This is a genomic window from Streptomyces sp. NBC_01537 (genome assembly GCF_045040445.1).
Classification (GTDB): Bacteria; Actinomycetota; Actinomycetes; order Streptomycetales; family Streptomycetaceae; genus Actinacidiphila.
The window spans coordinates 333263-355294 of the sequence record NZ_CP109392.1 but is presented as its reverse complement, the minus strand read 5'-3'; the positions used below and the strand labels follow the sequence as shown (position 1 = coordinate 355294).

Sequence of the window (22032 nt, the reverse complement as noted above, 5' to 3'; positions counted from 1 at the left end):
GGCCGCTGACCGGCCGGGGGCGGCTCAGCCGGCGGCCGGGGGCTTGCGGAGCAGCAGCAGGGCCGCGTCGTCGTGGAGCCGGCCGCCCACGTGCGAGAGCAGATCGGCGTGCAGGGCGTCGAGGGTGTGCGAGGGGTCGTCCGACAGATGCCGGGCGACCCGCTCGCTCAGCGGATAGAACTCCCGGCCGTGGTTGCGGGCCTCCGTGACCCCGTCGGTGTACAGAAGCAGCTGGTCGCCCTCCGCGAAGGGCAGCACCTGGCAGCTCGGCGTCTCGCCGGTGAGGGGGAACAGCCCCAGGGGCGGCGCCGGGCTGGCGGGCTCGACGGGCTCGACGCGGCCCGCGCGGAGCAGCAGGGGCGGAGCGTGCCCGCAGTTGACCACCTCCAGGTGCCCGGGGCGCGGGTACCCGGCGACGATCGCGGTCACGAAGTCGTCGGAGCCCAGGTTCCGGGCCAGGCTCCGCTCGATCCTGCCGACCACGTCGAGCAGGTCCGGCTCGTCGTAAGCGGCCTCGCGGAAGATGCCGAGGACGAGGGCCGCGGTGCCGACGGCGGGCAGGCCCTTGCCCCGTACATCGCCGACGATCAGCCGCACACCGTACGGGGTGGACACCACCGCGTACAGGTCCCCGCCGATCCTGGCCTCCGCGGCGGCCGCGCTGTACCGCACGGCCACCTGGAAGTTCCCCACGGTCGCGGGCACCGGCGCGAGCAGCGCCTGCTGGGCGGCCTCGGCGACCGAGCGGACGGCCTCCAGGAGCCGTTCGCGGCGCCTGCGCAGCGCGCTGGCCAGGCTGCTGGCCACGGTGACCGCGATCAGTGCGGTCAGCACCACCACCTGCTTGTGCAGGCCCGCCGCCCCGCTCCCGGCGCCCAGCGCGGCGCTCAGCACCACCGCGAGCAGGCCCACGCGCAGGACGCCCCAGGGCCCGCTGGTGACCGAGGCCAGAGCGGGCCCGACGGCGAGCAGCGGCAGCCAGTACAGGGTCGCTCCGCTGACCAGGCCGAGGAGCGCGACGGCGGAGACGACGAGCGCCGGCAGTCCCTCGACGAGATGGCCGGGCAGCGCGATGGCCGCGCGGGCACCGGTCCCGGTGTCCTGGAACTGCTGTGGCCGGCTGTAGTCGCGCTGGGGGTTCCGGATCTGGCTCATGGGTGAGTCTGTGTTTTCCCTGGTCGCGGTGGCGGCTTCGCGGGATGGGAGCCGCCCGGGCTCTCGCATCCAGGGAACAGGTGCGGACCAGGCCTCACAAGGGCCGTTTTTTCAGATGGTGAGCGAAAGGGCCCGGGTCACGCGCTCCGCGGTCGTGATCAGCGAAGGCCCGGCCTGCTGGAGCGGTGAGCCGCGCCCGGCCCTGAAGGACACGCCGAGCGAGCCGATCGTGACGCCGTCGGAGACCGGCACGGCGGCGCACACCGTGCCCAGCGCGTACTCCTCCAGATCCGTGACGACCGGCGCTGTGGGGGAGGAGTCCAGGCGGCGCAGCAGCTCGTCGGCGTGGGTGATGGTCCGGGGTGTGAGGTCGGCGAGGGGGTGCCGCGACAGGTAGTCGTTGCGGGACTCCTCGTCCAGCATCGACAGGACGCTCTTGCCCAGCGCGGTGGCGTGCCCCGCGTCCTCGAAACCCACCCAGAGGTCCACCCGCGGCGCGCGGGGGCTGTCGACGATCTCGGCGATGCGGATTTCGCCGTCCTCGTAGAACGTCAGGTACGCGGCCGCCGACAGCCCGTCCCGCAGCGCGGCCAGCACGGGGCGCACGCGCGTCACCAGCGCCTGCCCGCGGCCCCCGGCGTGCAGGGCGTCCAGCCGGTCGCCGAGTACGTACCCGCCGTCCTCCAGTTTTCGTACGTAGCCGTCGTGGACCAGGGTCCGCAGCAGGTGGTAGGTCGTGGCGAGGGGCATCCCGGCTTCGCGCGCCAGTTGCTTCGCCGGCGCGCCACCGGCATGCACACCCACTGCCTCCATCAGGCGGAACGCCCGCTGCACCGAGGTGATCAGCGTGGGGCCGCCTTGAGCGCCCATGTCCCCAGCTTGCGGCAGGTCAGCCGCCCGGGCAAGGAGAGACCAGCCACCGCCAGCGCCTGCGCTCCGTGACGAGGGTGGCGGCGGCCAGCACGCTCACGCAGACCGCCGCCCACACCGGCCAGACCACCCAGGACGCGGTCACCGCCGCAGCGAGCTGGAGCAGCACCAGCAGGACCGTGGCCCAGCCCGGGACCGCGATGATCACATTGTTCTTGTCCCCGGGGGTGGACAACAGCGTCGGCAGCCCGATCAGGACCACCACGGACACAGCGGCGAGCAGCCAGGAACGGCCGGCCAGCGCCCAGGGGGTGGCCACCCAGGCGATGAGTTCCGTGGCGAAGCGCAGCACGGACGCGGCGCGGTCCTCCGGTCGTTCGGGGGCCGGCTCGAGGGCGGTGGCATCGGTCACCTGCGGACGGTCTCACGGCATGCGGCCGGATTCCAGAGGGCGTCGGTTTCCGGCCGATGTGGGGACGGTGTGCCGGTGGGCGCGGATGTCCTCATGGGTGGTGACGGGCCGCTGAGTCCTTTCAATCGGAGCGCCGAGCTCACCGAAAGCGGGACACAGAGGACGGCGCGCAGTGTGAACACGCGCTGACCGAAAGTCGCGGAGCGGGGTGACGGTGGCGCCGTGGATGCACAAGACTCCTCAACGTCCGATAGTCGGTGCGGCGGTCGGAGAAATGTTCACTATGCGGTCCCTTGCCTGACGCCTGAGGCGTCGTCATGGACCACGGGGTTCGCCGTGGGGGAGAGCCCCGTGTGGGGGCGGTCGATGCGTGAGTCCGCGTCGGCCGCCCCTTGTGCGTCACCGGACGGCGCGCCGGGTCTGCCAGGGGCGGGCGCCCAGCCGCTCGACCAGCAGGTAGTGCAGGAGCAGCGAGAGCAACCAGGTCACCGTGCCGCCGACCAGCAGCAGGGCGTAGTCGGTGATGCGCGGCTGCCCGTGGCGCAGCAGCCAGTACACGGGAACATGCAGCAGGTAGACGCTGTACGACATCCGGCCGAGTTCCGCGAGCAGGCTCGCCGACAGCAGCCGCACCAGCGGACCGTGTTCGGTGGACAGCGCGGCCGTGAGCAGCGCGGCGCACAGTGCGACCGGGACCTGCGAGGCCACGGCACCGGCCATCGTCAGGGCGGCCAGGGCGGCCAGGGCCGCGAAGCCGGTGACCGACAGCAGCACGGTCGCCGGAGCGTGACCCCGGCCGTCGCGGCGCCCGGTGCGGTGCGCGACCGCCCGATGAGCGAGGTGAACGGCACACGCGGCGGCGGCTCCCGCGAGAAGTGCGACGCTGTGGCTCCGGGTGACGGCGTGGGCGAACCCGTCGGGAAGCGGCAGCAGGGGCGCGGCGGCGAAGGCGGCGAGGAGCAGCACCACCACCGTGGTCACCGCGGCGATCCGGCGGCGCAGGAAGAAGCAGAGCAGGCCGAGCAGCAGCGGCCAGACCAGGCAGAACTGCGCGGTGACGCTCACCGGCCACAGCGCGGCGGGGATCTGCCGGGACAGGTCGCGCACTGTGCGGGGTGAGCCGAATGCGTGGACCAGCGCCGGCGTCGTGGTGAGGACCACCACCAGGGCGGGGAACAGCCGTTTGAAGCGCCGGGCCAGGAACGGTCCGGCGTCCGTCCGTCCTGTCGCGTCCGCCCGGCGGACCAGCGGCAGGGTGACCAGGAAGCCGGACAGCACCAGCAGGACGTCGATGCCCAGGCGGGCGCCCGCGAACCAGCCGGTGTCGTACAGCAGCACCGCCAGGACCGCCAGGCCGCGCAGACCGTCGACGCCCGTGAAGCGGGGGCTGCCGGGCGGCTCGGTCCCGTGGTCCGGCTGCGGTTCTGGGGCCGGCTGCGGTTCGGGAGCCGGCGTGGCCTTGGCCTTGGGCGGCAGTGCGGCGACGGAGCCCCTGACCCAGTCGTCGTCGGCGTACCGGCCGTACCCCTCGTCGTGCCTCATGGGGTTGTCCTTGCCGTGTGAGGGCGGTGAGCGGCGGCCCAGTCCCGGAAGCAGGAGGCGATGGCGGATGCGGCGGGACGGCCGAGGAAGGAGGAATGGACGTCGGTGCGCGGGTCGGCGGCGGCCGGGTCGGCGTGGAAGTCGATGTTCCACCAGTACAGGCCGGCCATGCCGCGGGCGCGGGCGACGCGGCAGGCGGCGGCGAACCAGTTCTTCTGCACCGTGAGGTTGAGCGGTTTCCCCGTTCCCCGCCATACGCCGGGGTGGCGGTAGGCACCGTCCTCCGCCGGGGCGCCCACCTCGGACAGGACGACCCCGGGCAGCTTGCCCGTGCTCTTGCGGTCGAGCCACTTCTGCCAGCCGGCCACGATGTCGCTGACGGAGGCGTCGTCGCGAAGCGCGGTGAGCGGGAAGTAGGCGTCCACGCCGAGGTGGTTCACGGGCAGGCGGATCCGCCGGGAGACGTAGTCGTCCCAGTTGGCGTCGTAGGAGATCTCCCCGCCGAAGAGCTTGTGCGCGGCCGTCACCACGCCCCGCCAGCGGGGGTCCTGCTCCAGGGACGTCAGCTCCGCGCCGATCACGAAGGTACGCGCGTGATGGCGGGCCGCCAGCGACAGGTACGGGGCGAGGAACCTTGCGTACGACCGGAACCAGGCGTCCCGGTCGGCCGGGGTCAGCGAGCCCCGCCAGGCCAGCGGGTCCTTGGCCAGCAGCGTCTTCTCGTCGAGCAGGGGCCGCAGCGTGATGCGCAGGCCGGCTGCCGCGGCCGTGTCCATCAGGATGGCGAGGTGCCGGACGGAGGGGGTCGAGGCGGTGGCGGACACCTTGTCCGCGTAGGGCCCCGGGGTGCCGAACGGGAACGACAGCGACATGGAGTTCATGTTCTTGCCGACCACGTAGCCGACCACCCGCAGCGCCTTGGCCCGCACCATCGCGTCCGTTTCGTTCTGCGAGGCGTACCAGAGCACCTGCGCGCCCAGCTGAGGATCGCCGGGCCGCCAGAGGGCGGCGTGGTTCGCCCGGGCGGTCGCGGTCGGGCTCCCGGCGGATGCGGAAGGGCTGTGGGCGGCGTCCGGCTGCACGCTCCCGCCCGCGCCGCCTCTGGGGGCAGCGCAGGCGGCGAGCAGCACGGCCGTCAGGCAGGCGGCGAGGCGGAGCGCGAAGCCGCCGGGCGCAATGTGTCGCATGCCGGTCCGTCAGGCCGGCTTGGCGATGACGACGAACTGGTTCTCCGTACGGCGCAGGTAGCGCAGCAGCCCCTTGAACGAGCCGGCCGCCTCCCACAGGGCGAAGAACGGCATGAGCACGACCAGGGCGACCGGCTCCCACCACAGCCGCCGGCCGCCGGCCGACACCGTGGCGTTGATCCTGAGTCCTTCCCAGTACATCCAGAGCGCGTACCCCATGGTCACGGCCCACAGCGGCAGGATCCAGGGCGTGACCGGGGACGTGTTGAGGTCGCCCAGCAACGCGCCCGCGGCCAGGATCACGGCCACATGCTGGAACGGGCCGATCACCCAGGTGATGACGCTGTACATCAGCAGGGCGCGCGAGCGCCGGGGCAGGGTCGGGTTGAAGGCGAGGCCGATCAGGCCCCAGGACCACCGTTCGCGCTGCTTGAGGAAGTCACGCCAGGTGGCCGGGGAGGCGCCGTAGCTGCGGCCGGAGAACCAGTCGCTGCGCCCCCTGTAGCGGCTGGAGAAGATCAGGGCGAAGTGCGCGTCCTCGCAGATCGAGTCCGGACCGAAGTCCCAGCCGATGGTCGCCTCGACGGAGGCGCGGAGCAGCAGCAGCTCGCCGTGAAGCCCGACCAGCGGAGTCCCGCCGCCCGTCAGCACGGCGAAGCGGGCGATGTCGTCGGCGGGGCGGATGGCGTCGGCCAGCCAGATCAGGCGGTTGACGGCGTTCTCACGCGGATACGTGAGCATGCCCTGGGCCAGGTGCTTCGCCTCGGCGCCCGCCCGGCGCTGGGCGTTGACGAACCGGGCGACCTGCTGGGCGGTGTCCGGGCCGACGCCGGTGTCGTCGTCCATGTGCAGCACCCACACGTCGTCCACCGCCTCGCCCTCCGCGATCCGCAGCTCGTGCGAGTAGTGGTTGGCGCGGGCCTTGAACCGGGTGCCATTGGGTGTCCGGTACGCCTTCGGCACCGTCACCACCCGGATCAGCGGACTGAGCGCGGCCAGGGCGTCGATGCGCTGCCCGGCCTCACAGCCCTCCTCGGTGAGGATCTCGATGCGCAGGTCGGGAAACCAGGCTGGCATGAATTCGCAGTACGACAGCACCGACCGTTCCAGGGCCGGATAGGTGTCGTGCCGTCCGATGGTCGGCACCAGCACGATCAGCCGGTCGTGCAGCGCCGGCTCGGCGGGGACCCAGTCGCGCTGCCGTCCGATGCGGCGCCGGGTGAGCAGCGCGCCGGTGATGCCGACGACCGAGCTGACGATCGGCAGCGTCCACAGCACGGACACCACCCAGCCCATCAGCGTCGTTCTGGCGTAGTACAGCGAGGAGGAGAGGGCGTACGCCAGCAGCGCGGTCACCACGAACGGCATGAACGCCGGCTTCCAGGCGGCCTGGCGCTTGGCCAGCCTGGCGGCACGCCGGGATCCGGGTATGCCGAAATCGCCTGACGATACGGTCATGGCCCCCCACAAAGAGTTCATAAAGTCTGCACAATGAGTGGCTGATCCACTTCGGGAGCGCTGCGAATCAGGGCCCTCCACTCTTCGTGCGTGAATGTGTTCCTTTTATCATGCTCGTGGTTTTTTTGTGAAGACCGGACGATTTCCACGGTGAGGCCTCCGCTCTTCTGTGGCCGACCTCGCAGGTGGCTCCCGGGTCGGCGGGGCTGTCCGGCCCGGCAGGTCCACCGGTATTTGTTCGGTGCTGTCGGCATCTTCTGGTATTCGATATGACTCCGCATCAGTCCTCATGCATTCATGGATTTTTCTCCAGTAATTCTCTGCCGGTGCGGGCCGACGGGCCGTCATGTGTCATGGGAAATCCGCGAGGAGAGGTAATCCGGACGGGCCGTCGTCCGCCGATGGGCGACGGCCGGGCCGTCCGGCGGCTACCCCGGCTGTGAGTGCGCTATGGACAAGCGAATGTCATGTGCACTTAAATCTGACTTCGTCTCACCTCCGTCCCCGTGATCCGAGGAGCCCGATGCAGCCCAGCACGAGACGAGCCCTGACCGCCCTGTCCGGGGCGGTCGCCGCGACCGCCCTCGCCACCGCCTTGCTGACGCCGTCCGCGGCGACGGCAGGCGGCCGCGATCTCCCCTCCCGTGCCACCGCCATCGCCCGCGCCGACGCCGCCGTCGCCGCCCACGCGCACCAACTCGCCGTCACCGGCGCCCAAGGGCGTACCGTCCGGGACGTCATCACCGACGCCGACGGATCCCAGCACGTGCGCTACGACCGCACCTACCGAGGCCTGCCCGTGCTCGGCGGCGACCTGGTCATCCACCTCGCGCCCGGCGGCGCCTACACCGGCGCCGACCGCGCCACCCGCTCCGGCCTCGCCGTGCCCACGACCACCCCCGCCGTACGCGCCGCCACCGCCGCCACCAACGGCGTCGCCGCGCTGCGCTCCGCCCACCACGGCACCACCTTCCGGCAGGCCAAGGCCAGGCCGCAGCTCGTCGTGGACGCCCTGCACGGCACGCCCCGCCTGGCCTGGCGCACCACCGCCGTCGGCGTGGACACACTCGGCAACCCCGCAGCCCGGGTCCTGCTCAGCGACGCCCGCACCGGCGCCCGGATCGACGCCTGGGACGCCCTGGAGACCGCGACCGGCGACGGCGCCTCGCTCTACGGCGGAACGGTGCCCCTGGAGACGACCGTCAGCGGAACCACCTACCAGCTGAAGGACCCCACCCGCGGCAGCACCTACACCGGCGACGCCCAGAACAAGACCGACCTGTGCATCTTCGGTATCTGCATATCCCGCGCCCCCGCCGTGCTGTTCACCGACGCCGACAACCACTGGGGCACCGGCACCACCGCCGACCGCGCCACGGCCGCCGTCGACGCCCAGTACGGCACCGACGAGACCTGGGACTACTACAAGAACATCCACGGCCGCACCGGCATAGCCGGCGACGGCAAGGGCTCGTACAACCGCGTCCACTACGGCAGCAGTTACAACAACGCCTTCTGGGACGACAGCTGCTTCTGCATGACCTACGGCGACGGCGACGGCACCACCTTCGGACCCCTGGTCTCCCTCGACGTCGCCGGCCACGAGATGTCCCACGGAGTCACCTCACGCACCGCCGCCCTCACCTACTCCGGGGAGTCCGGCGGCCTCAACGAGGCCACCTCCGACATCATGGGCACCCTGGTCGAGTGGTACGCCGCCAACACCACCGACACCGGTGACTACCTCATCGGCGAACGCATCGTGAAATCCGGATTCGGCGCCGCCGCCCTGCGCTTCATGGACCAGCCCTCCAAGGACGGCAGCTCCGCCGACTGCTGGAGCTCGGGCGTCGGCAACCTCGACGTCCACTACTCCTCCGGCGTCGCCAACCACTTCGCCTACCTCCTCGCCGAGGGCAGCGGCAGCAAGACCATCAACGGCGTCACCTACAACAGCCCCACCTGCAACAACTCCACCGTCACCGGCATCGGCCGGGACAAGCTCGGCGCCATCTGGTACCGCGCCCTGACCGTCTACATGACCTCCTCCACCACCTACGCCGGTGCCCGCACCGCCACCCTCAAGGCCGCCACCGACCTCTACGGCGCCTCCGGCACCGAGTACGCGGCCGTGGCCGCCGCCTGGTCCGCCGTCAGCGTCGCCTGACCCTCCACAGCCCGCGGGCCCGGTTCCGCCATCGCGGAACCGGGCCCGTAGTGCTCGTCGGTGTCAGCGGGCGCCGCGGATGATGTTCTCCGCCTGCGGACCCTTCTGCCCCTGGGTGACATCGAAGGTGACGGCCTCACCTTCGGTGAGTTCGCGGTAGCCGTTGCCCTGGATGTTGGAGTAATGGGCGAACACGTCGGGTCCGCCGCCCTCCTGCGCTATGAATCCGAAGCCCTTCTCGGAGTTGAACCACTTCACTGTGCCACTGGCCATGCGTGCCTGTCCTTCGTCAGCAACGGCGAGCCGCAGGAGCACTGCGGCTGCGGGCACCCACCCGGTGGCACCCGAAGCCGTACGTACCCCACCCCGCCGCCGGGTATTCACGCACCCGGCACAGGACCCGACGACGGCCGGTAACCGGCACCGATCACTACAGGGCGTCGGGGTCGCGCAGATCCGGCCGGACGTGCGGGAACACGGCTCGCAGGCGGTCGGTGGTCGGTCCGTCGAGGACGGTGTACCGCAGGTCGACCGCTTCGAGGTGCCGGAGCCGGAAGAAGGATTCGGGCAGGGTGGTGAGATCGTTGAAGGCAAGGCCCAGCCGCCGCAGCCCCGGCATGCGGGCGAAGGCGTCGTCGGGCAGTGCGGTGAAGGCGGTGCGGATGACCTGGCCGCCGGCCGTCTTCTCGCCCCAGCTGTCGATTTCCAGGTGTTCCAGGGTGGTGATGGGCCAGATGCCGGCGAGCAGTTCGTGGCTGGGCTCGGGCTGGAAGGACCAGGGGGTGCTGCCGTTCATCCGCAGCACCCGCAGGCGGGGCAGCGCCGCCAGGTCGGGCAGGCGCGGGAGCAGGGCGGACAGGGAACCGCGCAGGTCCAGTTCCTCCAGGGCGGTCAGGCCGAGCAGCTCGTCGGGAACGGTCTCCAGGAATATGTGGGAGAGGTTGAGGGATCGCAGGGCGGGCAGCCCGGTCACGGGGTGCGGGAAGGCGACCAGGGAGTTGTACTCGCCTGGTTGCAGGTTGGACAGGTCCAGTTCGCGCAGCGTGCTCAGCCGTGCGATGGCGTCGGGGACCGGGCAGGTCAGACGGGCGGCGCGGAGCACTTCGAGCCGGGGCAGGTCGCCGAGCTGTCCGGGCAGTGCCGTGAAGTTGTTGCCGGAGATGTCCAGGACGCGGAGGTTGTTCAGCCGTCCGATGGCCTCCGGCAGCGCGGTCAGCCGGGTCTTGGCGAGGTTGAGTTCTTCCAGGGCGGTCAGTTCGCCGATGCGTTCGTCGAGGCTGCCGATGGCGTCGTTGCCGGCCAGGGAGAGCACCCGCAGGTTGCGGAAGGCGTAGAGCTGCTGGGGGAGTCGGCGGAGCTTGCGGTCGGACAGGTCGAGCTCGGTGGTCTCCTCGGCGCGCGGCAGCAGGGCGTCGAGTTCGTCCAGCGCCACCAGGTGGCTGGGCCGGATACCGGGCCGCAGGACCGGCTGTCCCTCGCGCAGCGCGGCGCTGATGCTGCGCTCGTCCGCGGTGTCGTCCTTGCCGAGGAGCTCGGGCAGTACGAGGTCGTCCAGTTCCTCGTCGGTGAAGTCGACGGGCTGGTTGGTGCGGCTGGGGTCGGCGATGAGCAGGGCTTCGGGCTGCCCGGCGAAGTACATGTTGAAGTACAGGGTGCTGATGACGGCCCCGGCCTCGGTCCGGCCGCCGACGGTCAGGTATCCGCCGTCGTCGCCGTAGCTGCCCTGGACGGTACCGGACGCGGTCAGGTCGCCCCGGACCACGACGTCGGGGCAGCCGGACAGCAGCACGCTGCGGGCCCGTAGATCGCCGGTGACCAGCAGGAAGTTGCCGCTCGCCGAATCCCACCACTCCAGGTCGCGCCGACCGTCAGATCACCGTCCACGATGGTGTTGTACGGCACCCAGTCGTCGTCGGACTCCGCCTCCCATCCGCCGGCGACCTGCAGGCCGCCCTCGTAGAGGCGTATCTCCTGCTCGTCGGCGAAGTCCTGGTACGGATGGCTGACGTCGGCGGAGACACCGAAGCGTTCCTCCGCCTCTTCCGCGGTGATGACGCGATAGCCCGTCGGCGAATCCGGTGAATCAGGCGAAGTCCCTGTGCTCATGCTCCGGGATGTTAACGGGGGCCACGGACAGTCCCTCAGCGAAGAGCCGGGCGGCCAAGGTCCGCCGGGGGCCACTCCTTCACGCGCCCGTCACGGTGGCATGCTGGCAGGGTGCGCGGACCGGAGATCACCATCAGTTTCGCCCCTGGGCTGCGGCTTTTCGCCGCGCCGGAGCGGCGCGAGGGGCGGACCACCGTAGTCACCGACGGGGCGTCCACCCTCGGCCATGTTGTGGAGTCGCTGGGCGTTCCGCTCACAGAGGTCGGCCGGCTGCTGGTTGACGGCCGGGAGGTCCCGGTGTCGCATGTACCGGGCGCGGGGGAGACCGTGGAGGTGGGCGCCGTCGCCAGGCCGCAGCCGGTGCCGGGGGCAGAGCTGCGGTTCCTGCTCGACGTACATCTGGGGACGCTCGCCCGGCGGCTGCGGCTGCTGGGGGTCGATGCCGCGTACGAGAGCGAGGACATCGGCGACCCGGCGCTGGCCGCGCTGTCGGCGGCCGAGCGGCGGGTGATGCTCTCCCGGGACAGGGGTCTGCTGCGGCGCCGGGAGCTGTGGGCGGGCGCGTACGTCTACAGCGACCGGCCGGACGAGCAACTGCGCGACGTGCTGGGCCGGTTCGCGCCCGCGCTCGCGCCCTGGACGCGGTGCACGGCCTGCAACGGGCGGCTCGAGGACGCCGACAAACGGGCGGTCGGGGAGCGGCTGGAGCACGGCACCCGGCGTTCCTACGATGTCTTCGCGCAGTGCACCGTCTGCGACCGCCTGTACTGGCGCGGCGCGCACCACGCACGGCTGGAGGCGATCGTCGAGGGCGCGGTCGCCGAATTCGGCGGGGCGGCGGGCCCGCCCGCGTAGTCGTGCGCGCGCGGTCCGGGCCGGCCGGGACGTGGACGTCGCCGCACTGTCAGGCGGCGAAGACCTGGGAGTCGTCGGCGAATGCCTTGAACTCCATGGCGTTGCCCGCCGGGTCGAGCAGGAACATCGTCCACTGCTCGCCGGTCCGACCCTCGAAGCGCACATAGGGCTCGATGACGAACGCGGTGCCCACGGCGCGCAGCCGGTCGGCGAGCTTGTGGAATTGCGGGATCGTCAGGATCAGGCCGAAGTGCGGCACCGGGACGTCGTGGCCGTCGACCGGGTTGTGGACGTGCTGGGCGCGGGCCGGGGCGAGGTGTGTGACGAACTGGTGGCCGTGCAGGTTCCAGTCCACCCATGTATCCGCACTGCGGCCTTGCTCCAGGCCGAGCACCTGGCCGTAGAAGTGACGTGCGACGGTCAGGTCGTCGACCGGCACCGCCAGGTGGAACCGGGGGATCGGGGAGTCGAGAACGGTCATGGGCGTGGGCTGCCTTCCTGCAACGTGGGCCCGGCAGGTCGCTGGACCGGTGAAGATTGTAGTGATGTTAACATTACGACAAAGAGGTGGAGCGATGGAGAACGAAGAGCACAGGGTGGCCCCCGCCCGCCGCAGAGGGCTGGCCGACGAGGTCGCGGACCGCGTCCGGGAGGCGATCTTCGGCGGGGCCTACGCACCCGGGGCGCAGCTGCGCGAGGTGGAGCTGTCAGCCGCGCTGGGCGTCAGCCGTGGTCCGGTGCGCGAGGCGCTGCTCCGGCTGGAACGCGAGGGCCTGGTCCACAGCGCGTGGCACCGCGGCACCACGGTGACCACCCTGACTCCCCAGGACATTGCCGAACTCGACAGCCTGCGCGGCGCGCTGGAGCACCTCGCCGTCCAGCAGGTGGTCGCCCACGCCTCGGACGAGGACCTCGCAGCCGTCGAGAAGGCGGTCGGCCTCATGGAGCGCGCTGCGGACGAGTACGAGATGGCGCACTGTGACATCGCCTTCCACGACGCCGTCTACGCCGCCGCCCGGCACAAGCGCCTGCAGGAGGCGTGGCAGTCGATCCGCTCCCAGGTCCACCTGTTCCTGCTGACCCGGATCGGAGCCAACTCCCAGGGCTACCTCGCCCACATCCCGGACGAGCACCGCGCACTGGCCGCCGCCCTGAGCGCCCGCGACACCCGGACCGCCCTCGGCCTCTTCGCCGCCCACCGCCGCCACGCCTTCGACGTGCTCACCGGAACGCCCGTCCCGGACTGAAGGCGGGCGCCGGTCATTCAGCCGCGCCGGCCGTCCCTGTGGGGACGTTCGTTGGAGTTCACAAGCGGTGTGCGGATGGGCGCGGCTGCTTTGAGGGTCCGCAGGACAGGCGCGGTCTCGATACGGGTGATCGCATCGAGGGCAAGCCGGGTGGTCAGGTAGTGGTGCAGCGCTTCGGGGTCCGGGCACAGGACGTTTGCCAGCAGGTTGGTCGGGCCGGTCGTGGACGCGACGATCGCGAGTTCCTGATGGCCGACCAAGGTGGTGGCCACGTGGTCGAGGTGGGCCGGAGCGACGGACATCCACAGCAGCGCCGAGGTGGTGATCCCGAACAGGTTGGCGTCGATCTCGACGTCGAAGAACAGCGCGCCGCTGCGCCGGAGCTGGTCGAGGCGGCGGGTGACGGTGGATGCCGTCCAGCCGGTGATCGCGGCGAGGTCGGTGTAGCTCGTGCGGCCGTCGTGCAGCAGGGCGGCCAGCAACCGGTGGTCGGGGTCGGTGAGGGGCATCGGCTGGTCAGTGGGGTCGTCGGGCGCCGGCGGCCGGAGCTGGTGCTGTTGCGCCTCGGTGAGTGCGTTGACGCGACCGCGCCAGGCTGTGGGGCCGCCCAGATAGGTGTGGAGGAGGTAGTGCGCCGAGACCGCGGTGATGCTGGAGGTCCGGGGGATATCGCGCAGTAGCAGCGCGTGGGAGTCCGCACCGCCCGGCGTGGTCGTGATGATCGCGACGATCTCGGTACCGCCGGAGGTGAGCCTGACCCAGGAGGTGTCCTGACGCCGGGCCAGGGCGCGGGCGACGTCATGGGCGGTGTTGGCGGTCGCGGTGAGCCGGACGATCCACTGCTGGCGCCGCGCGCTGTGCGGATCGGGCAGCGCGATGACCCGAAGCCCCGCGTCGGCGCGCAACCGTCCGTAGCGCCGTACGACGGTCTGGGTCGAGGTGCCGAGCACGGCGGCGATCTTCGTGAACGGAGCGCGCGCGTCGACGTGCAGTGCGTGGATCAGAGCGCGGTCGGTGTCGTCCAGCACGAGCATATTCAGCATTGTAGGCGTTACAGATGAGAGATTCCCGCAATCCCTGCTGCGTACATGGAAGCTGACAGGTCCGGGATCCCACCCTTGTGCTCGGCCGGGTCGAGGCGTCCCTGAAAGGACGGCAGACCGGCATTCGCAGTCGAGCTGGATGGGAGTTCCGATGTCGGAGAGCACGTCGCAGTCCGCGCCGGCGGTCTACCGATGGCGGTGGGTGGGGCTGACGGCCCTGCTGGTCGCCGAGGCGATGAACCTGCTGGATTCGACCATCGTGCAGGTCGCCGGTCCGGCGATCCATGCGGACCTGGGTGGGCCGGTGTCGGACATCCAGTGGTTCAGCGCCGCCTACACCCTCGCCTTCGCGCTGCTGTTGATCACCGGTGGCCGCCTCGGTGACATCGCCGGGCGCAGGCGGGTCTTCCGTATCGGTGTCACGGGCTTCATGCTCGCGTCCCTGGCCTGCGCGCTGGCACCCTCGGCCGGGATGCTGATCGGGTTCCGGGTGGTGCAAGGGGCTGCGGCCGCAGTGGTCATCCCGCAGACGTTCGGCCTGATCCGGGCGATGTTCGACGGGGACGAGACAGCCAAGGCCCTGGGCAGCATCGGCCCGGTGATGGGCCTGGCCGCGATCTGCGGACCTGTCCTCGGCGGAGTACTGACCCATGCCGATCTGTTCGGGTCGTCCTGGCGTGCGGTGTTCCTGGTCAACGTGCCCCTCGCCGCCGCCGTCCTGGCCGTCGCACCGACCCTGGCCGAGGATCGCGCGCCGCAGCGTCCCGGTCTGGACCCGGCCGGCACCGCCCTGGCCATGGTGGGCACCGGTCTGGTCGTCTACCCGCTGATCGAGGCGGACCCCGGACACCGGCCGCCCTGGAACTGGGCCGCGATCGCGCTCGGTCTGGTCGTCCTGCTCGGCTTCGGCGCGCACCAGCGGCACAGCGCCCGGACCGGACGCCGGCCACTGGTGGAACCCAGCCTGTTCGCAAGCCGGATGTTCCCTGCCGCGCTGGTCACGTCCACACTGTTCTTCGCCGTCATGAACGGGCTGATGCTGACCGTCGTCCTGCACATGCAACTCGGGCTCGGCGCCAGCACCCTCACCGCAGGACTCACCCTGCTGCCCTGGTCGGTGGGCCTCGGGCTGTCCTCCTTGATCGCCGGCGCGTACCTGGTCCCGCGGTACGGACCACGGGTGATGTACGCCGGGCTCTCCCTGCTGCTGCTCGGAGTCCTGGCGGCGATCGCTGCCTACCACGCGAGCGACCCGACGGCCTATCCCCGGCCGCTGCGCGCAGCGCTCGCCATCGCCGGCCTCGGCACCGGCCTGTTCACCACCCCGTTCTTCACGGCCGCCCTGCGCCCGGTGAGCCCGCAGGAGACCGGCTCTGCCGCCGGGCTGCTCAACGCCGTCCAGCAACTCGGCGGCACGCTTGGCGTCGCCGTCCTCGGGAGCGTCTACCTCGCCGGTGCCCGATCAGGCGTGTACGCCGACGCGCGCAGCGCCGTCCAGCACGCATTCTGGGTAGCCGCCGCCCTGCTCGTCGCCACCGCTCTCTCCGCCGCCCTCATGGCCGCCCCCCGTCGGCACATCGGCAGCACCCCTCTCAACAACACGACGCCGCCGACCACCGCCGCTCAAGCCACCAACCGTCAGTAGCGGCCCGGCGGCCCGGAGTCCCGGTGCTGGTGGCAGGATGCCGGGATGGAATCGATCGTGCATGCCGCCGGCGAAGTGCTGGGTATCGAGCTGTCCGATCCGGTCGACCTGGGCGGCAGCGCGCGTAGCACCGTCCTGCGTTGTGGGACGGCCGCCGGCGGCAGCGTGATCGTCAAAGCCTTCACCGGCGGGCCGGAGTCCCTGCGGGCCTTCACGGCGGAGGCCGCCGGGCTCTCTCTCGGGCTGGCCGGTCCCGAGGTGCTGGGCGTGGACGCCGAGTGGCCCTTGCTGGTGATGACGGACCTCGGGGCCGTACCGACCCTCGCGGACGTTCTGCTCGGGGACGATCCGCAGGCCGCCGAGGACGGATTGCTCGCCTGGGCCCACGGGCTCGGCCGGCTGGCCGCCGAATCGGTCCACCGGCGTGCCGACCTCACGCGGTTGTGGGCCCGCTACGACAAGGGCATGCCGTCCTGGGGCGACGAGCCGTGGATGGCGCAGAACGCCACCGCCCTGCTCGCGCTGCTGGAGGGGGCCGCAATCGCGGCTCCGCCCACACTGGCCGATGAACTGGCCCGCATCGGGACAGCGGGTGCGGAGGAGTACCCGGCCTTCACCCCGGGCGACACCTGTCCCGACAACAACCTGCTCACCTCGGAAGGCCTGCGGCTGATCGACTTCGAGGCCGCCTGCTACCAGTCGGTGTTCATGACAGCCGCCTACTGCCGGATGCCGTTCTCCAGTTGCTGGTGTGTCTTCACCCTGCCTGAGGGGATGGCCGCACAGATCGAGCAGACCTACCGCGCGGAGGTCGTCACGGTGTACCCGGCGCTGGCCGATGACGCGGTATGGCAGGCCGGCATGCGGCAGGCCATAGCGGCCTGGACAGTGGACGCAACGGTGCGCATGCTGCCGCGCACCGCGGAGGACGGGCCTCTCCACCGGACCCGACGGCCCGCCCCGACGAGGCGCCAGGTGCTGAGGCACCGCTGGGAAATGGCGAGCACGATGGAGCAGTTCCCGGCGCTCGCGGAGACCATGCGGCTGCTGCTGCGTGAGGTCGCGGCAGGCTGGGAGGTGGCCCGGCTGCCCGGGTATCCCGCCTTCGGGCACCGAGGGTAGAACGGACGCCTCCGGTTGTGCAGGCGATCCCGAACGACTCCGGGGCCTTTCTGCCGCGCCTGGGGAGTGACGACGATGCGGAACGTCGACTCCATCGTCTGCCGGGCCCACCAGCACGCCGCTGGGGCGGCCCAAAGGGGGACCTGCAGAAGGAGCCGCCCGGACTGACCAAGCGACGAAGGTCGATCTCGAAGGTCTCCCCGTTGAGCTTGACCGCCTTGATCCGTTCAACGACGGTTCGGGCCGGCACGGTGCTTACCCGCGCCGGTGGAGAGGGCAACAATCAAGGCTTCGGGGAGCCCACCCATCTGACCAGCCGTAATTTCCTCGGCGAGGACCTCGGCGGGCCCGGCCCCACCCCGAAGTGGGGGTGGGGCCGGGCTGGAGTAGGCCGTGCGGCGGGAACGGGCAGGTCAGAAGGTGTAGACGCCTCCGTTCAGGAGGGCGGGAGCCGTCCCGGCGACGGGGGAGAGGACGGTGAGCGTGCCGGCGGTGGCGGAGATGTGGCCGGCGCCGTCGCCGGGCCACCAGTGGGCGGCTCCGGAGGAGTCGACGGCCGCGAAGTCGGTGTGGCCGTCGGAGTTCACGTCGCCCGTGAAGAAGCGGCTGTACGCGGCGAAGGATGTGCCGGACGCCAGGTTCTGGGCGGCGGACAGGCCGCCCTTGCCGTCGCCCGCCCACCACGAGAGGGTGCCACTGGAGTCGACGGCGGCGACATCGGTTTTGCCGTCGTCGTTGAAGTCGCCGGTGGGGACGCCGGAGTAGCCGGAGAAGGACGTGTCGGGCCACAGGTTCTGGCGGGCGCCGAAGGTACGGTCGCCGTTTCCGGGCCACCACCACAGGTGGCCGTCGAAGCCGAGGCCGACGATGTCGGTGAGGCCGTCGGCGTTGAAGTCGCCGCCGGAGACCGCCTTGACGGTGCTGAACGAGGTGCCGGACATCAGGACCACGGGGGCGGACAGGATGCCGTCGCCCTGTCCCAGCCAGAAGTTCAGCTGGCCCTGGTCGTTGATGGCGATGAGGTCGCCGATGCCGTCGTTGTTGAAGTCGCCGCGGGCCGGGTGGAAGGACGAGCCGAAGGTGCCGCCGATCAGGGTGTGGTTCTCCAGGTGCCGTTCGCCGGTGGTGGCGTCGCCGAAGCCCGCGAAGTACCAGATGTTGCCGTCGCTGGTGCGGTTGAAGACATCCATCTGGCCGTCGCCGTCGGTGTCGTCCCAGGAGCGGGTGTCGGCCTCGCCGGTCTCGAAGGGCAGGTGGAGCAGCAGGCCGGTACCGGAGTACGTGTCAGCGGTCGCCGCGGCGGAGATCTCCTGGGCGCTCAGCGCCCGGCCGTAGAGCACCACGCTGTCGATCGAACCCGCGAAGGGCTGCGCGCCGTCCAGCCGGTTGCCGACCTGGAGCGGCTGGGGGCGGGCCGGCGAGACCGCGCCGCTCGGCGCGGTGCCGGTGGCGACCTTTGTGCCGTCGATCCACAGGCTCAGCTCCTGGCCGGTGGATATGGTGGCGCGTTCCAGGGCCACGTGGTGCCAGGCGTTGTCGTTGTAGCTCGACTTGGAGTACAGCGTCGTGCTGCCGGAAGCCGTGGTGGCGTTGGCCGCGATCCGGTTGTTGGCGGGATCCGCCCGGATCCACAGTTGCGGCAGCCCCGCGCCGACGCCGAAGCCCCAGAGGATGCCCCGCAGCCCGGTGGTGGAGCTGTACTTGAAGTCGGCGGCGGCCGTGAAGTCCCCGCTGAGCTGGGCGTACGCGGGGCTCGGTGCGACGTCGACAAAGCCGGCGGAGGTGTCCGGGGCCAGCGTCACCGCGCGGCCGAACTTGCCGTCGGTCAGCCGGGCACTGCCGCGCAGGGTGGCCGCATTGCCCCCGGCGGTGTCCGGGGTACGGGCGCCGGTCACCGGTCCGGTGAGAACGGTCTGGCCGGCGGAGACGATGGTGAAGCGGACCGAGGTGTGGTCGTACGTGGTGTCGGTGTCCTGCCACGGGTCGGGCCCGGCCTCGTAGATCACTCCGAGACCGCCGGACGCGGTGCGGGTGAGGTCGGAGTAGCCGGCGCCCGCCTTGGCGATGGTCAGGCCCTCGGCGGGCGTCTGCCAGGTGGCGCCGTCGTCGAAGGAGGAGCGGAGCTTGAGTGTGCCCTGCAGCGACGGACTCGCGGAGTCGTGGTAGACGGGCTCGGTGATCACCAACTGGTTGAAGTTGTCACCGCGCGGGACGCTGTCGAGGGACAGCACCGGGGCGAAGACCCGCGCGCCGGGCAGGTTGGCCGGGGTCACCGTGCCCCAGGTCTGGCCGCGGTCGGTGCTGATGGCCTTGTTGCGGTTGGTGCCCGCGGTGGCGTCGGCGTCGGTGCCGGCCTGATTGTTGCGGGAGGTCATGTAGAGGCTGCCGTCGGCCAGTTGCGCGATGCTGGCCTCGCCCGCGAACAGGGGCGTGGCGTTGGTGGTGATGTCGCCGCGGTGCCAGCTCGTTCCGTGGTCGTCGGTGTAGATGGCGGAGGCGTGGTGGCCGTCGTTCACCCACGTTCCGTCGGTCGCCGGGCGGCCGTTCTGGTACGCGGGCGCCAGCAGCCGGCCCTCGTCGTCGGCCGCGATCGGACGCAACTGGATGCCGTGTCCCGGGCCGGGCTGGAGGAAGCGGACGCCCTGCTGCTCGGTGGCGGGCTGCGCGTCCAGCCTGGGGTTCACCTGGCTGGTGATGTCTTTCCGGCCGACCCAGGTCTGGCCGTTGTCATGGCTGTACATGGCGAACGTCTGGATACGGTTCGGCTGGCCGTCCGTGCCGGTGACGCCCCCGTTGGTGAGCAGTCGCACGCTGTAGAGCAGCACCACCTGGCCCTCGACCTGACCCGTGTCCGGGTCCTTGTACGTGGCGTCGACGATCGGTGTGGGCTGGGCGTCGATGGCCGGCACGCCCAGGTTGGCGGGGTCGCTCGACAGACTGCGGGCGATGATCTGCGGCGCGCTCCAGGTGGCGCCGCCGTCCGTCGACGCCCGGCTGACGATGTCCATCTCTTTGGTGTCCTCGCACGCGCTGCCCGTCCGGGCCTCGGCGAAGGCAACCAGCGTCCCGTTGCCGGTGCGGACCACCGAGGGGACCCGGAAGCACGCGTAGGTCCGGCCGCTGACGGTCGTGTTCGAGGTGAACAGAGTTGACTGGCTGGGCAGTTGCGGTGGCTGCGCGGTGATGACGGGCGCTGCTGTCGCGGGTGCCGGGGCCACCAGTGCGGCGCCAGCGATCAGCGGCAGCAGCAGAGCCCGGACGACGGCGGAGAGATTCATGTGAGGAAGCTATGACAATGTCATGTAACGGTTCAATGAAGTGCCGCCGGCCCGGTCCGTGATGCGGGCCGGGCCGGTGGCGGGGCGGGGTGATGGGCCCGTCAGGTCTTCTTGCGGAAGCGGGCTTCCGGCTACGGGGGAGAGGCAGAGAGTCTTCCCCTTCCCCAAGGCCGCACTGCGTTGATCTACTCGAGCCTTGATCGCCCCAGGCGCGGAGCGCTGTCGTGCGGGAAACGGCCGCCCGTAGCGCGCAGATCGGTGATGGGTATTCGGTCTCTCGGATCGCGAAGTCCCTGATGGGCCTGGGGTAGTGGCTGTATCCCGTGGTGTTGTGAGGTATGGGGATGGGGGCGGGCTGACTGCTGCAGGACGGTCGGCGCCGGGAGACGGTACGGGCGGCCGAGCTGTTCGAGCACCGACCGATGCAGTCGCCGCCACCGGCCTGCCTTCGTCCAGGCGGTGAACCCGCGGCGCGTGCGCGGTGGCCGGCGAGACACCGAACGTCGGCGGCAGATGCCGCCACGCACGCACGCTGGTCAGCACATACACCACGGCGGTGAACACCGCCCGCTCGTCCACCGGCGCCGTACCACCACCCTGGCGGCGCGGCCTAAAGCGACGGCAGCAACGGCGCGACCAGATCCCATAACCCGTCAGGAACCGGCCGTCGACGTTCATGTTGCAGGGTTGAGCAGCTTCCAGTGCCCCTCGGAGACGACCTCGACGCCGCCGTCGGTCACCTTGATGGCGGTCTGAGCGTCGATGGCGTACGCCGGACCCTTTGTCCTGGCGGCCCACCGTTCCGCTTCGGCCATGGTGTTCTCCGGCCAATCCGGGCTGTCGAGGTGCGGGAAGATGGAGAAATCGACGACTCCCAGCGTGCTGTCGTCACCGGTGGGCGGCTTCCAGCCGACGAAGTCCTCCCCGATGCGGGGCGTCAGCACCATGCTCCCGGCACTGAGCCCTACGTAGACCGTGTCGCACAGCGACGGGAAGAGGTCGGCCAGTCCGGACTCCCGCATCCAGTGGCACAGGTACAGCGCGTCGCCGCCGCTCACCAGCAGGGCGTCTGCCTCTCGGACCCAGGAGCCCCAGCGTTCCTTGTCGATGCTGGGCAGTGCGGTGAGCTCCAGCACGCCCACCGACTTCCACCCCAACTCGGTCATGGGACTAGGGGACCGTCCGCTGATGAAACGCCATGGGCCGACCGGATCCCCGTACTGGCCCCGTACCCTGCGGTGGGGATGCAGAGGGCGCTGGCCTCGGCGATCGGTTTGCCCAGGAGATCGACCAGCGCCGCCAGCACGCTTGCGTTCCTGACACCGGAGTCGGTAAGGAGAAGCCTCATCACGCCCCCGCACTGATCGCATTATGAAAATAATTGAGCGACGTTAACACTACCGATTGACGTGGGAGACCCGGTGCGCCGGTCGGGTGCTGCGCGACGTGATGTTCGGCGACCGGCACTGCTTCCGTGAGCTGCTGGCCGGATCGCAGGAGGGGATCGCCTCCAATATCCCCGCCGACCGGCTGCGGCGGCTGGTCGCCAAACGGGCTGCTGTGGCGGAAGGATGACGAGCACCACCTGCTCGAGTAGTACCTCGGCATCCCCCGGCCGCTGGGGACACCGTCGGTCTTCACCCGAATTGCAGGCGGCATACGAGGCCGCGGTCGAGTGCGGCATCAACCGTTTCAAGAGACACAGGGCCGTCGCCACGAGGTAGGACAAACTTGCCGTCCGCTACGAGGCCACCGTTCGGATCGCGGTCATCAACGAGTGACTGTGACCGGGATTTCGGGAGCCCGACACTGACCTGCGTACTTGCCGTGCTCGAGGCGGCCGAATGCGGGACCTCTCGGCCGGCCGGGCGGTAGAGTCCGCACGTGCGTTGATCTTCCGGGCGGCGGCCAAGTGCCTCCGCATACGGTGCGGGCGACCCCGACG

General features: G+C 70.8%; 19 protein-coding genes. 6 read left to right on the top strand and 13 right to left on the bottom strand.

Annotated elements, in window-relative coordinates:
* Positions 1 to 24: 24 nt before the first annotated feature.
* From OG607_RS01855 to OG607_RS01830, 6 genes are all read right to left on the bottom strand, one after another.
* The gene (locus tag OG607_RS01855; protein ID WP_405717842.1) at positions 25 to 1155 is read right to left on the bottom strand and encodes a PP2C family protein-serine/threonine phosphatase; all 1131 of its coding nucleotides are present in this window, start codon (positions 1153 to 1155) and stop codon (positions 25 to 27) included.
* A gap of 111 nt (positions 1156 to 1266) precedes the next feature.
* Positions 1267 to 2025, bottom strand: coding sequence for an IclR family transcriptional regulator (locus OG607_RS01850; RefSeq protein ID WP_405717839.1), 759 nt, complete (start codon positions 2023 to 2025; stop codon positions 1267 to 1269).
* Positions 2026 to 2044: 19 nt separating this feature from the next.
* The gene (locus tag OG607_RS01845; protein ID WP_405717836.1) at positions 2045 to 2437 is read right to left on the bottom strand and encodes a hypothetical protein; all 393 of its coding nucleotides are present in this window, start codon (positions 2435 to 2437) and stop codon (positions 2045 to 2047) included.
* Between the two features lie 399 nt (positions 2438 to 2836).
* On the bottom strand, positions 2837 to 3979 hold the full coding sequence (locus OG607_RS01840; RefSeq protein WP_405717834.1) for an acyltransferase family protein: 1143 nt from the start codon (positions 3977 to 3979) through the stop codon (positions 2837 to 2839).
* Positions 3976 to 5166, bottom strand: coding sequence for a glycoside hydrolase family 113 (locus tag OG607_RS01835; protein ID WP_405717832.1), 1191 nt, complete (start codon positions 5164 to 5166; stop codon positions 3976 to 3978). Before OG607_RS01835 ends, OG607_RS01840 begins: the two co-directional genes overlap by 4 nt.
* A 9-nt stretch (positions 5167 to 5175) precedes the next feature.
* Complete coding sequence (locus OG607_RS01830; protein ID WP_405717830.1) at positions 5176 to 6624, bottom strand: glycosyltransferase family 2 protein; 1449 nt, start codon at positions 6622 to 6624, stop codon at positions 5176 to 5178.
* Positions 6625 to 7147: 523 nt separating this feature from the next.
* On the opposite strand from OG607_RS01830, the gene OG607_RS01825 reads away from it, so the two are divergent.
* Positions 7148 to 8791 carry a M4 family metallopeptidase gene (locus OG607_RS01825; RefSeq protein ID WP_405717827.1) on the top strand — a complete coding sequence of 548 codons (1644 nt, stop codon included), beginning with the start codon at positions 7148 to 7150 and terminating at the stop codon, positions 8789 to 8791.
* A 63-nt stretch (positions 8792 to 8854) separates the two neighbouring features.
* Here the strand turns inward: OG607_RS01825 and OG607_RS01820 are convergent, their stop codons facing one another.
* The 3 genes from OG607_RS01820 to OG607_RS01810 all read right to left on the bottom strand — a co-directional run bounded on the left by OG607_RS01820 (position 8855) and on the right by OG607_RS01810 (position 10897).
* Complete coding sequence (locus OG607_RS01820) at positions 8855 to 9064, bottom strand: cold-shock protein (RefSeq protein WP_405717825.1); 210 nt, start codon at positions 9062 to 9064, stop codon at positions 8855 to 8857.
* 157 nt (positions 9065 to 9221) lie between these two features.
* Positions 9222 to 10580, bottom strand: a complete 1359-nt coding sequence (locus OG607_RS01815; protein WP_405717822.1) for a leucine-rich repeat domain-containing protein — start codon at positions 10578 to 10580, stop codon at positions 9222 to 9224.
* Positions 10535 to 10897, bottom strand: coding sequence for a hypothetical protein (locus OG607_RS01810; protein WP_405717820.1), 363 nt, complete (start codon positions 10895 to 10897; stop codon positions 10535 to 10537). Before OG607_RS01810 ends, OG607_RS01815 begins: the two co-directional genes overlap by 46 nt.
* Positions 10898 to 11008: 111 nt before the next feature.
* Between OG607_RS01810 and OG607_RS01805 the strand changes: the two genes are divergently transcribed.
* Positions 11009 to 11752: a Mut7-C RNAse domain-containing protein gene (locus OG607_RS01805; RefSeq protein ID WP_405717818.1), complete on the top strand. Its 744-nt coding sequence runs from the start codon at positions 11009 to 11011 to the stop codon at positions 11750 to 11752.
* Positions 11753 to 11801: 49 nt separating this feature from the next.
* On the opposite strand, the gene OG607_RS01800 is transcribed toward OG607_RS01805, so the two are convergent.
* Positions 11802 to 12233: a VOC family protein gene (locus OG607_RS01800; protein ID WP_405717815.1), complete on the bottom strand. Its 432-nt coding sequence runs from the start codon at positions 12231 to 12233 to the stop codon at positions 11802 to 11804.
* Between the two features lie 94 nt (positions 12234 to 12327).
* Here OG607_RS01800 and OG607_RS01795 point away from each other — a divergent pair, with 94 nt between their 5' ends.
* Positions 12328 to 12999, top strand: coding sequence for a GntR family transcriptional regulator (locus tag OG607_RS01795; RefSeq protein ID WP_405717813.1), 672 nt, complete (start codon positions 12328 to 12330; stop codon positions 12997 to 12999).
* A gap of 17 nt (positions 13000 to 13016) precedes the next feature.
* On the opposite strand, the gene OG607_RS01790 is transcribed toward OG607_RS01795, so the two are convergent.
* A complete protein-coding gene (locus OG607_RS01790; RefSeq protein WP_405717811.1) occupies positions 13017 to 14033 on the bottom strand; it encodes an Lrp/AsnC family transcriptional regulator in 1017 nt (338 codons plus the stop codon).
* Between the two features lie 160 nt (positions 14034 to 14193).
* Here OG607_RS01790 and OG607_RS01785 point away from each other — a divergent pair, with 160 nt between their 5' ends.
* Positions 14194 to 15687, top strand: a complete 1494-nt coding sequence (locus tag OG607_RS01785) for an MFS transporter (protein ID WP_405717809.1) — start codon at positions 14194 to 14196, stop codon at positions 15685 to 15687.
* 45 nt (positions 15688 to 15732) lie between these two features.
* Entirely contained in the window at positions 15733 to 16809 is a 1077-nt protein-coding gene (locus OG607_RS01780; protein WP_405717806.1) for a hypothetical protein, read from the top strand.
* Positions 16810 to 17222: 413 nt separating this feature from the next.
* On the opposite strand, the gene OG607_RS01775 is transcribed toward OG607_RS01780, so the two are convergent.
* Positions 17223 to 20087, bottom strand: coding sequence for an FG-GAP-like repeat-containing protein (locus OG607_RS01775; RefSeq protein WP_405717804.1), 2865 nt, complete (start codon positions 20085 to 20087; stop codon positions 17223 to 17225).
* Positions 20088 to 20761: 674 nt separating this feature from the next.
* Positions 20762 to 21253 carry a Type 1 glutamine amidotransferase-like domain-containing protein gene (locus OG607_RS01770; RefSeq protein WP_405717801.1) on the bottom strand — a complete coding sequence of 164 codons (492 nt, stop codon included), beginning with the start codon at positions 21251 to 21253 and terminating at the stop codon, positions 20762 to 20764.
* 238 nt (positions 21254 to 21491) lie between these two features.
* On the opposite strand from OG607_RS01770, the gene OG607_RS01765 reads away from it, so the two are divergent.
* A complete protein-coding gene (locus tag OG607_RS01765) occupies positions 21492 to 21662 on the top strand; it encodes a hypothetical protein (RefSeq protein ID WP_405717800.1) in 171 nt (56 codons plus the stop codon).
* The last annotated feature ends 370 nt before the right edge of the window (positions 21663 to 22032 follow it).

Bases quoted from the DNA above. Each gene is read 5' to 3' on its own strand.
- OG607_RS01780 (WP_405717806.1), top strand. From the start codon at position 15,733: ATGGAATCGATCGTGCATGCCGCCGGCGAAGTGCTGGGTATCGAGCTG.
- OG607_RS01830 (WP_405717830.1), bottom strand. From the start codon at position 6,624: ATGACCGTATCGTCAGGCGATTTCGGCATACCCGGATCCCGGCGTGCC.
- OG607_RS01790 (WP_405717811.1), bottom strand. From the start codon at position 14,033: ATGCTCGTGCTGGACGACACCGACCGCGCTCTGATCCACGCACTGCAC.
- OG607_RS01850 (WP_405717839.1), bottom strand. From the start codon at position 2,025: ATGGGCGCTCAAGGCGGCCCCACGCTGATCACCTCGGTGCAGCGGGCG.
- OG607_RS01800 (WP_405717815.1), bottom strand. From the start codon at position 12,233: ATGACCGTTCTCGACTCCCCGATCCCCCGGTTCCACCTGGCGGTGCCG.
- OG607_RS01840 (WP_405717834.1), bottom strand. From the start codon at position 3,979: ATGAGGCACGACGAGGGGTACGGCCGGTACGCCGACGACGACTGGGTC.
- OG607_RS01820 (WP_405717825.1), bottom strand. From the start codon at position 9,064: ATGGCCAGTGGCACAGTGAAGTGGTTCAACTCCGAGAAGGGCTTCGGA.
- OG607_RS01795 (WP_405717813.1), top strand. From the start codon at position 12,328: ATGGAGAACGAAGAGCACAGGGTGGCCCCCGCCCGCCGCAGAGGGCTG.
- OG607_RS01825 (WP_405717827.1), top strand. From the start codon at position 7,148: ATGCAGCCCAGCACGAGACGAGCCCTGACCGCCCTGTCCGGGGCGGTC.
- OG607_RS01770 (WP_405717801.1), bottom strand. From the start codon at position 21,253: ATGACCGAGTTGGGGTGGAAGTCGGTGGGCGTGCTGGAGCTCACCGCA.
- OG607_RS01785 (WP_405717809.1), top strand. From the start codon at position 14,194: ATGTCGGAGAGCACGTCGCAGTCCGCGCCGGCGGTCTACCGATGGCGG.
- OG607_RS01775 (WP_405717804.1), bottom strand. From the start codon at position 20,087: ATGAATCTCTCCGCCGTCGTCCGGGCTCTGCTGCTGCCGCTGATCGCT.
- OG607_RS01835 (WP_405717832.1), bottom strand. From the start codon at position 5,166: ATGCGACACATTGCGCCCGGCGGCTTCGCGCTCCGCCTCGCCGCCTGC.
- OG607_RS01810 (WP_405717820.1), bottom strand. From the start codon at position 10,897: ATGAGCACAGGGACTTCGCCTGATTCACCGGATTCGCCGACGGGCTAT.
- OG607_RS01855 (WP_405717842.1), bottom strand. From the start codon at position 1,155: ATGAGCCAGATCCGGAACCCCCAGCGCGACTACAGCCGGCCACAGCAG.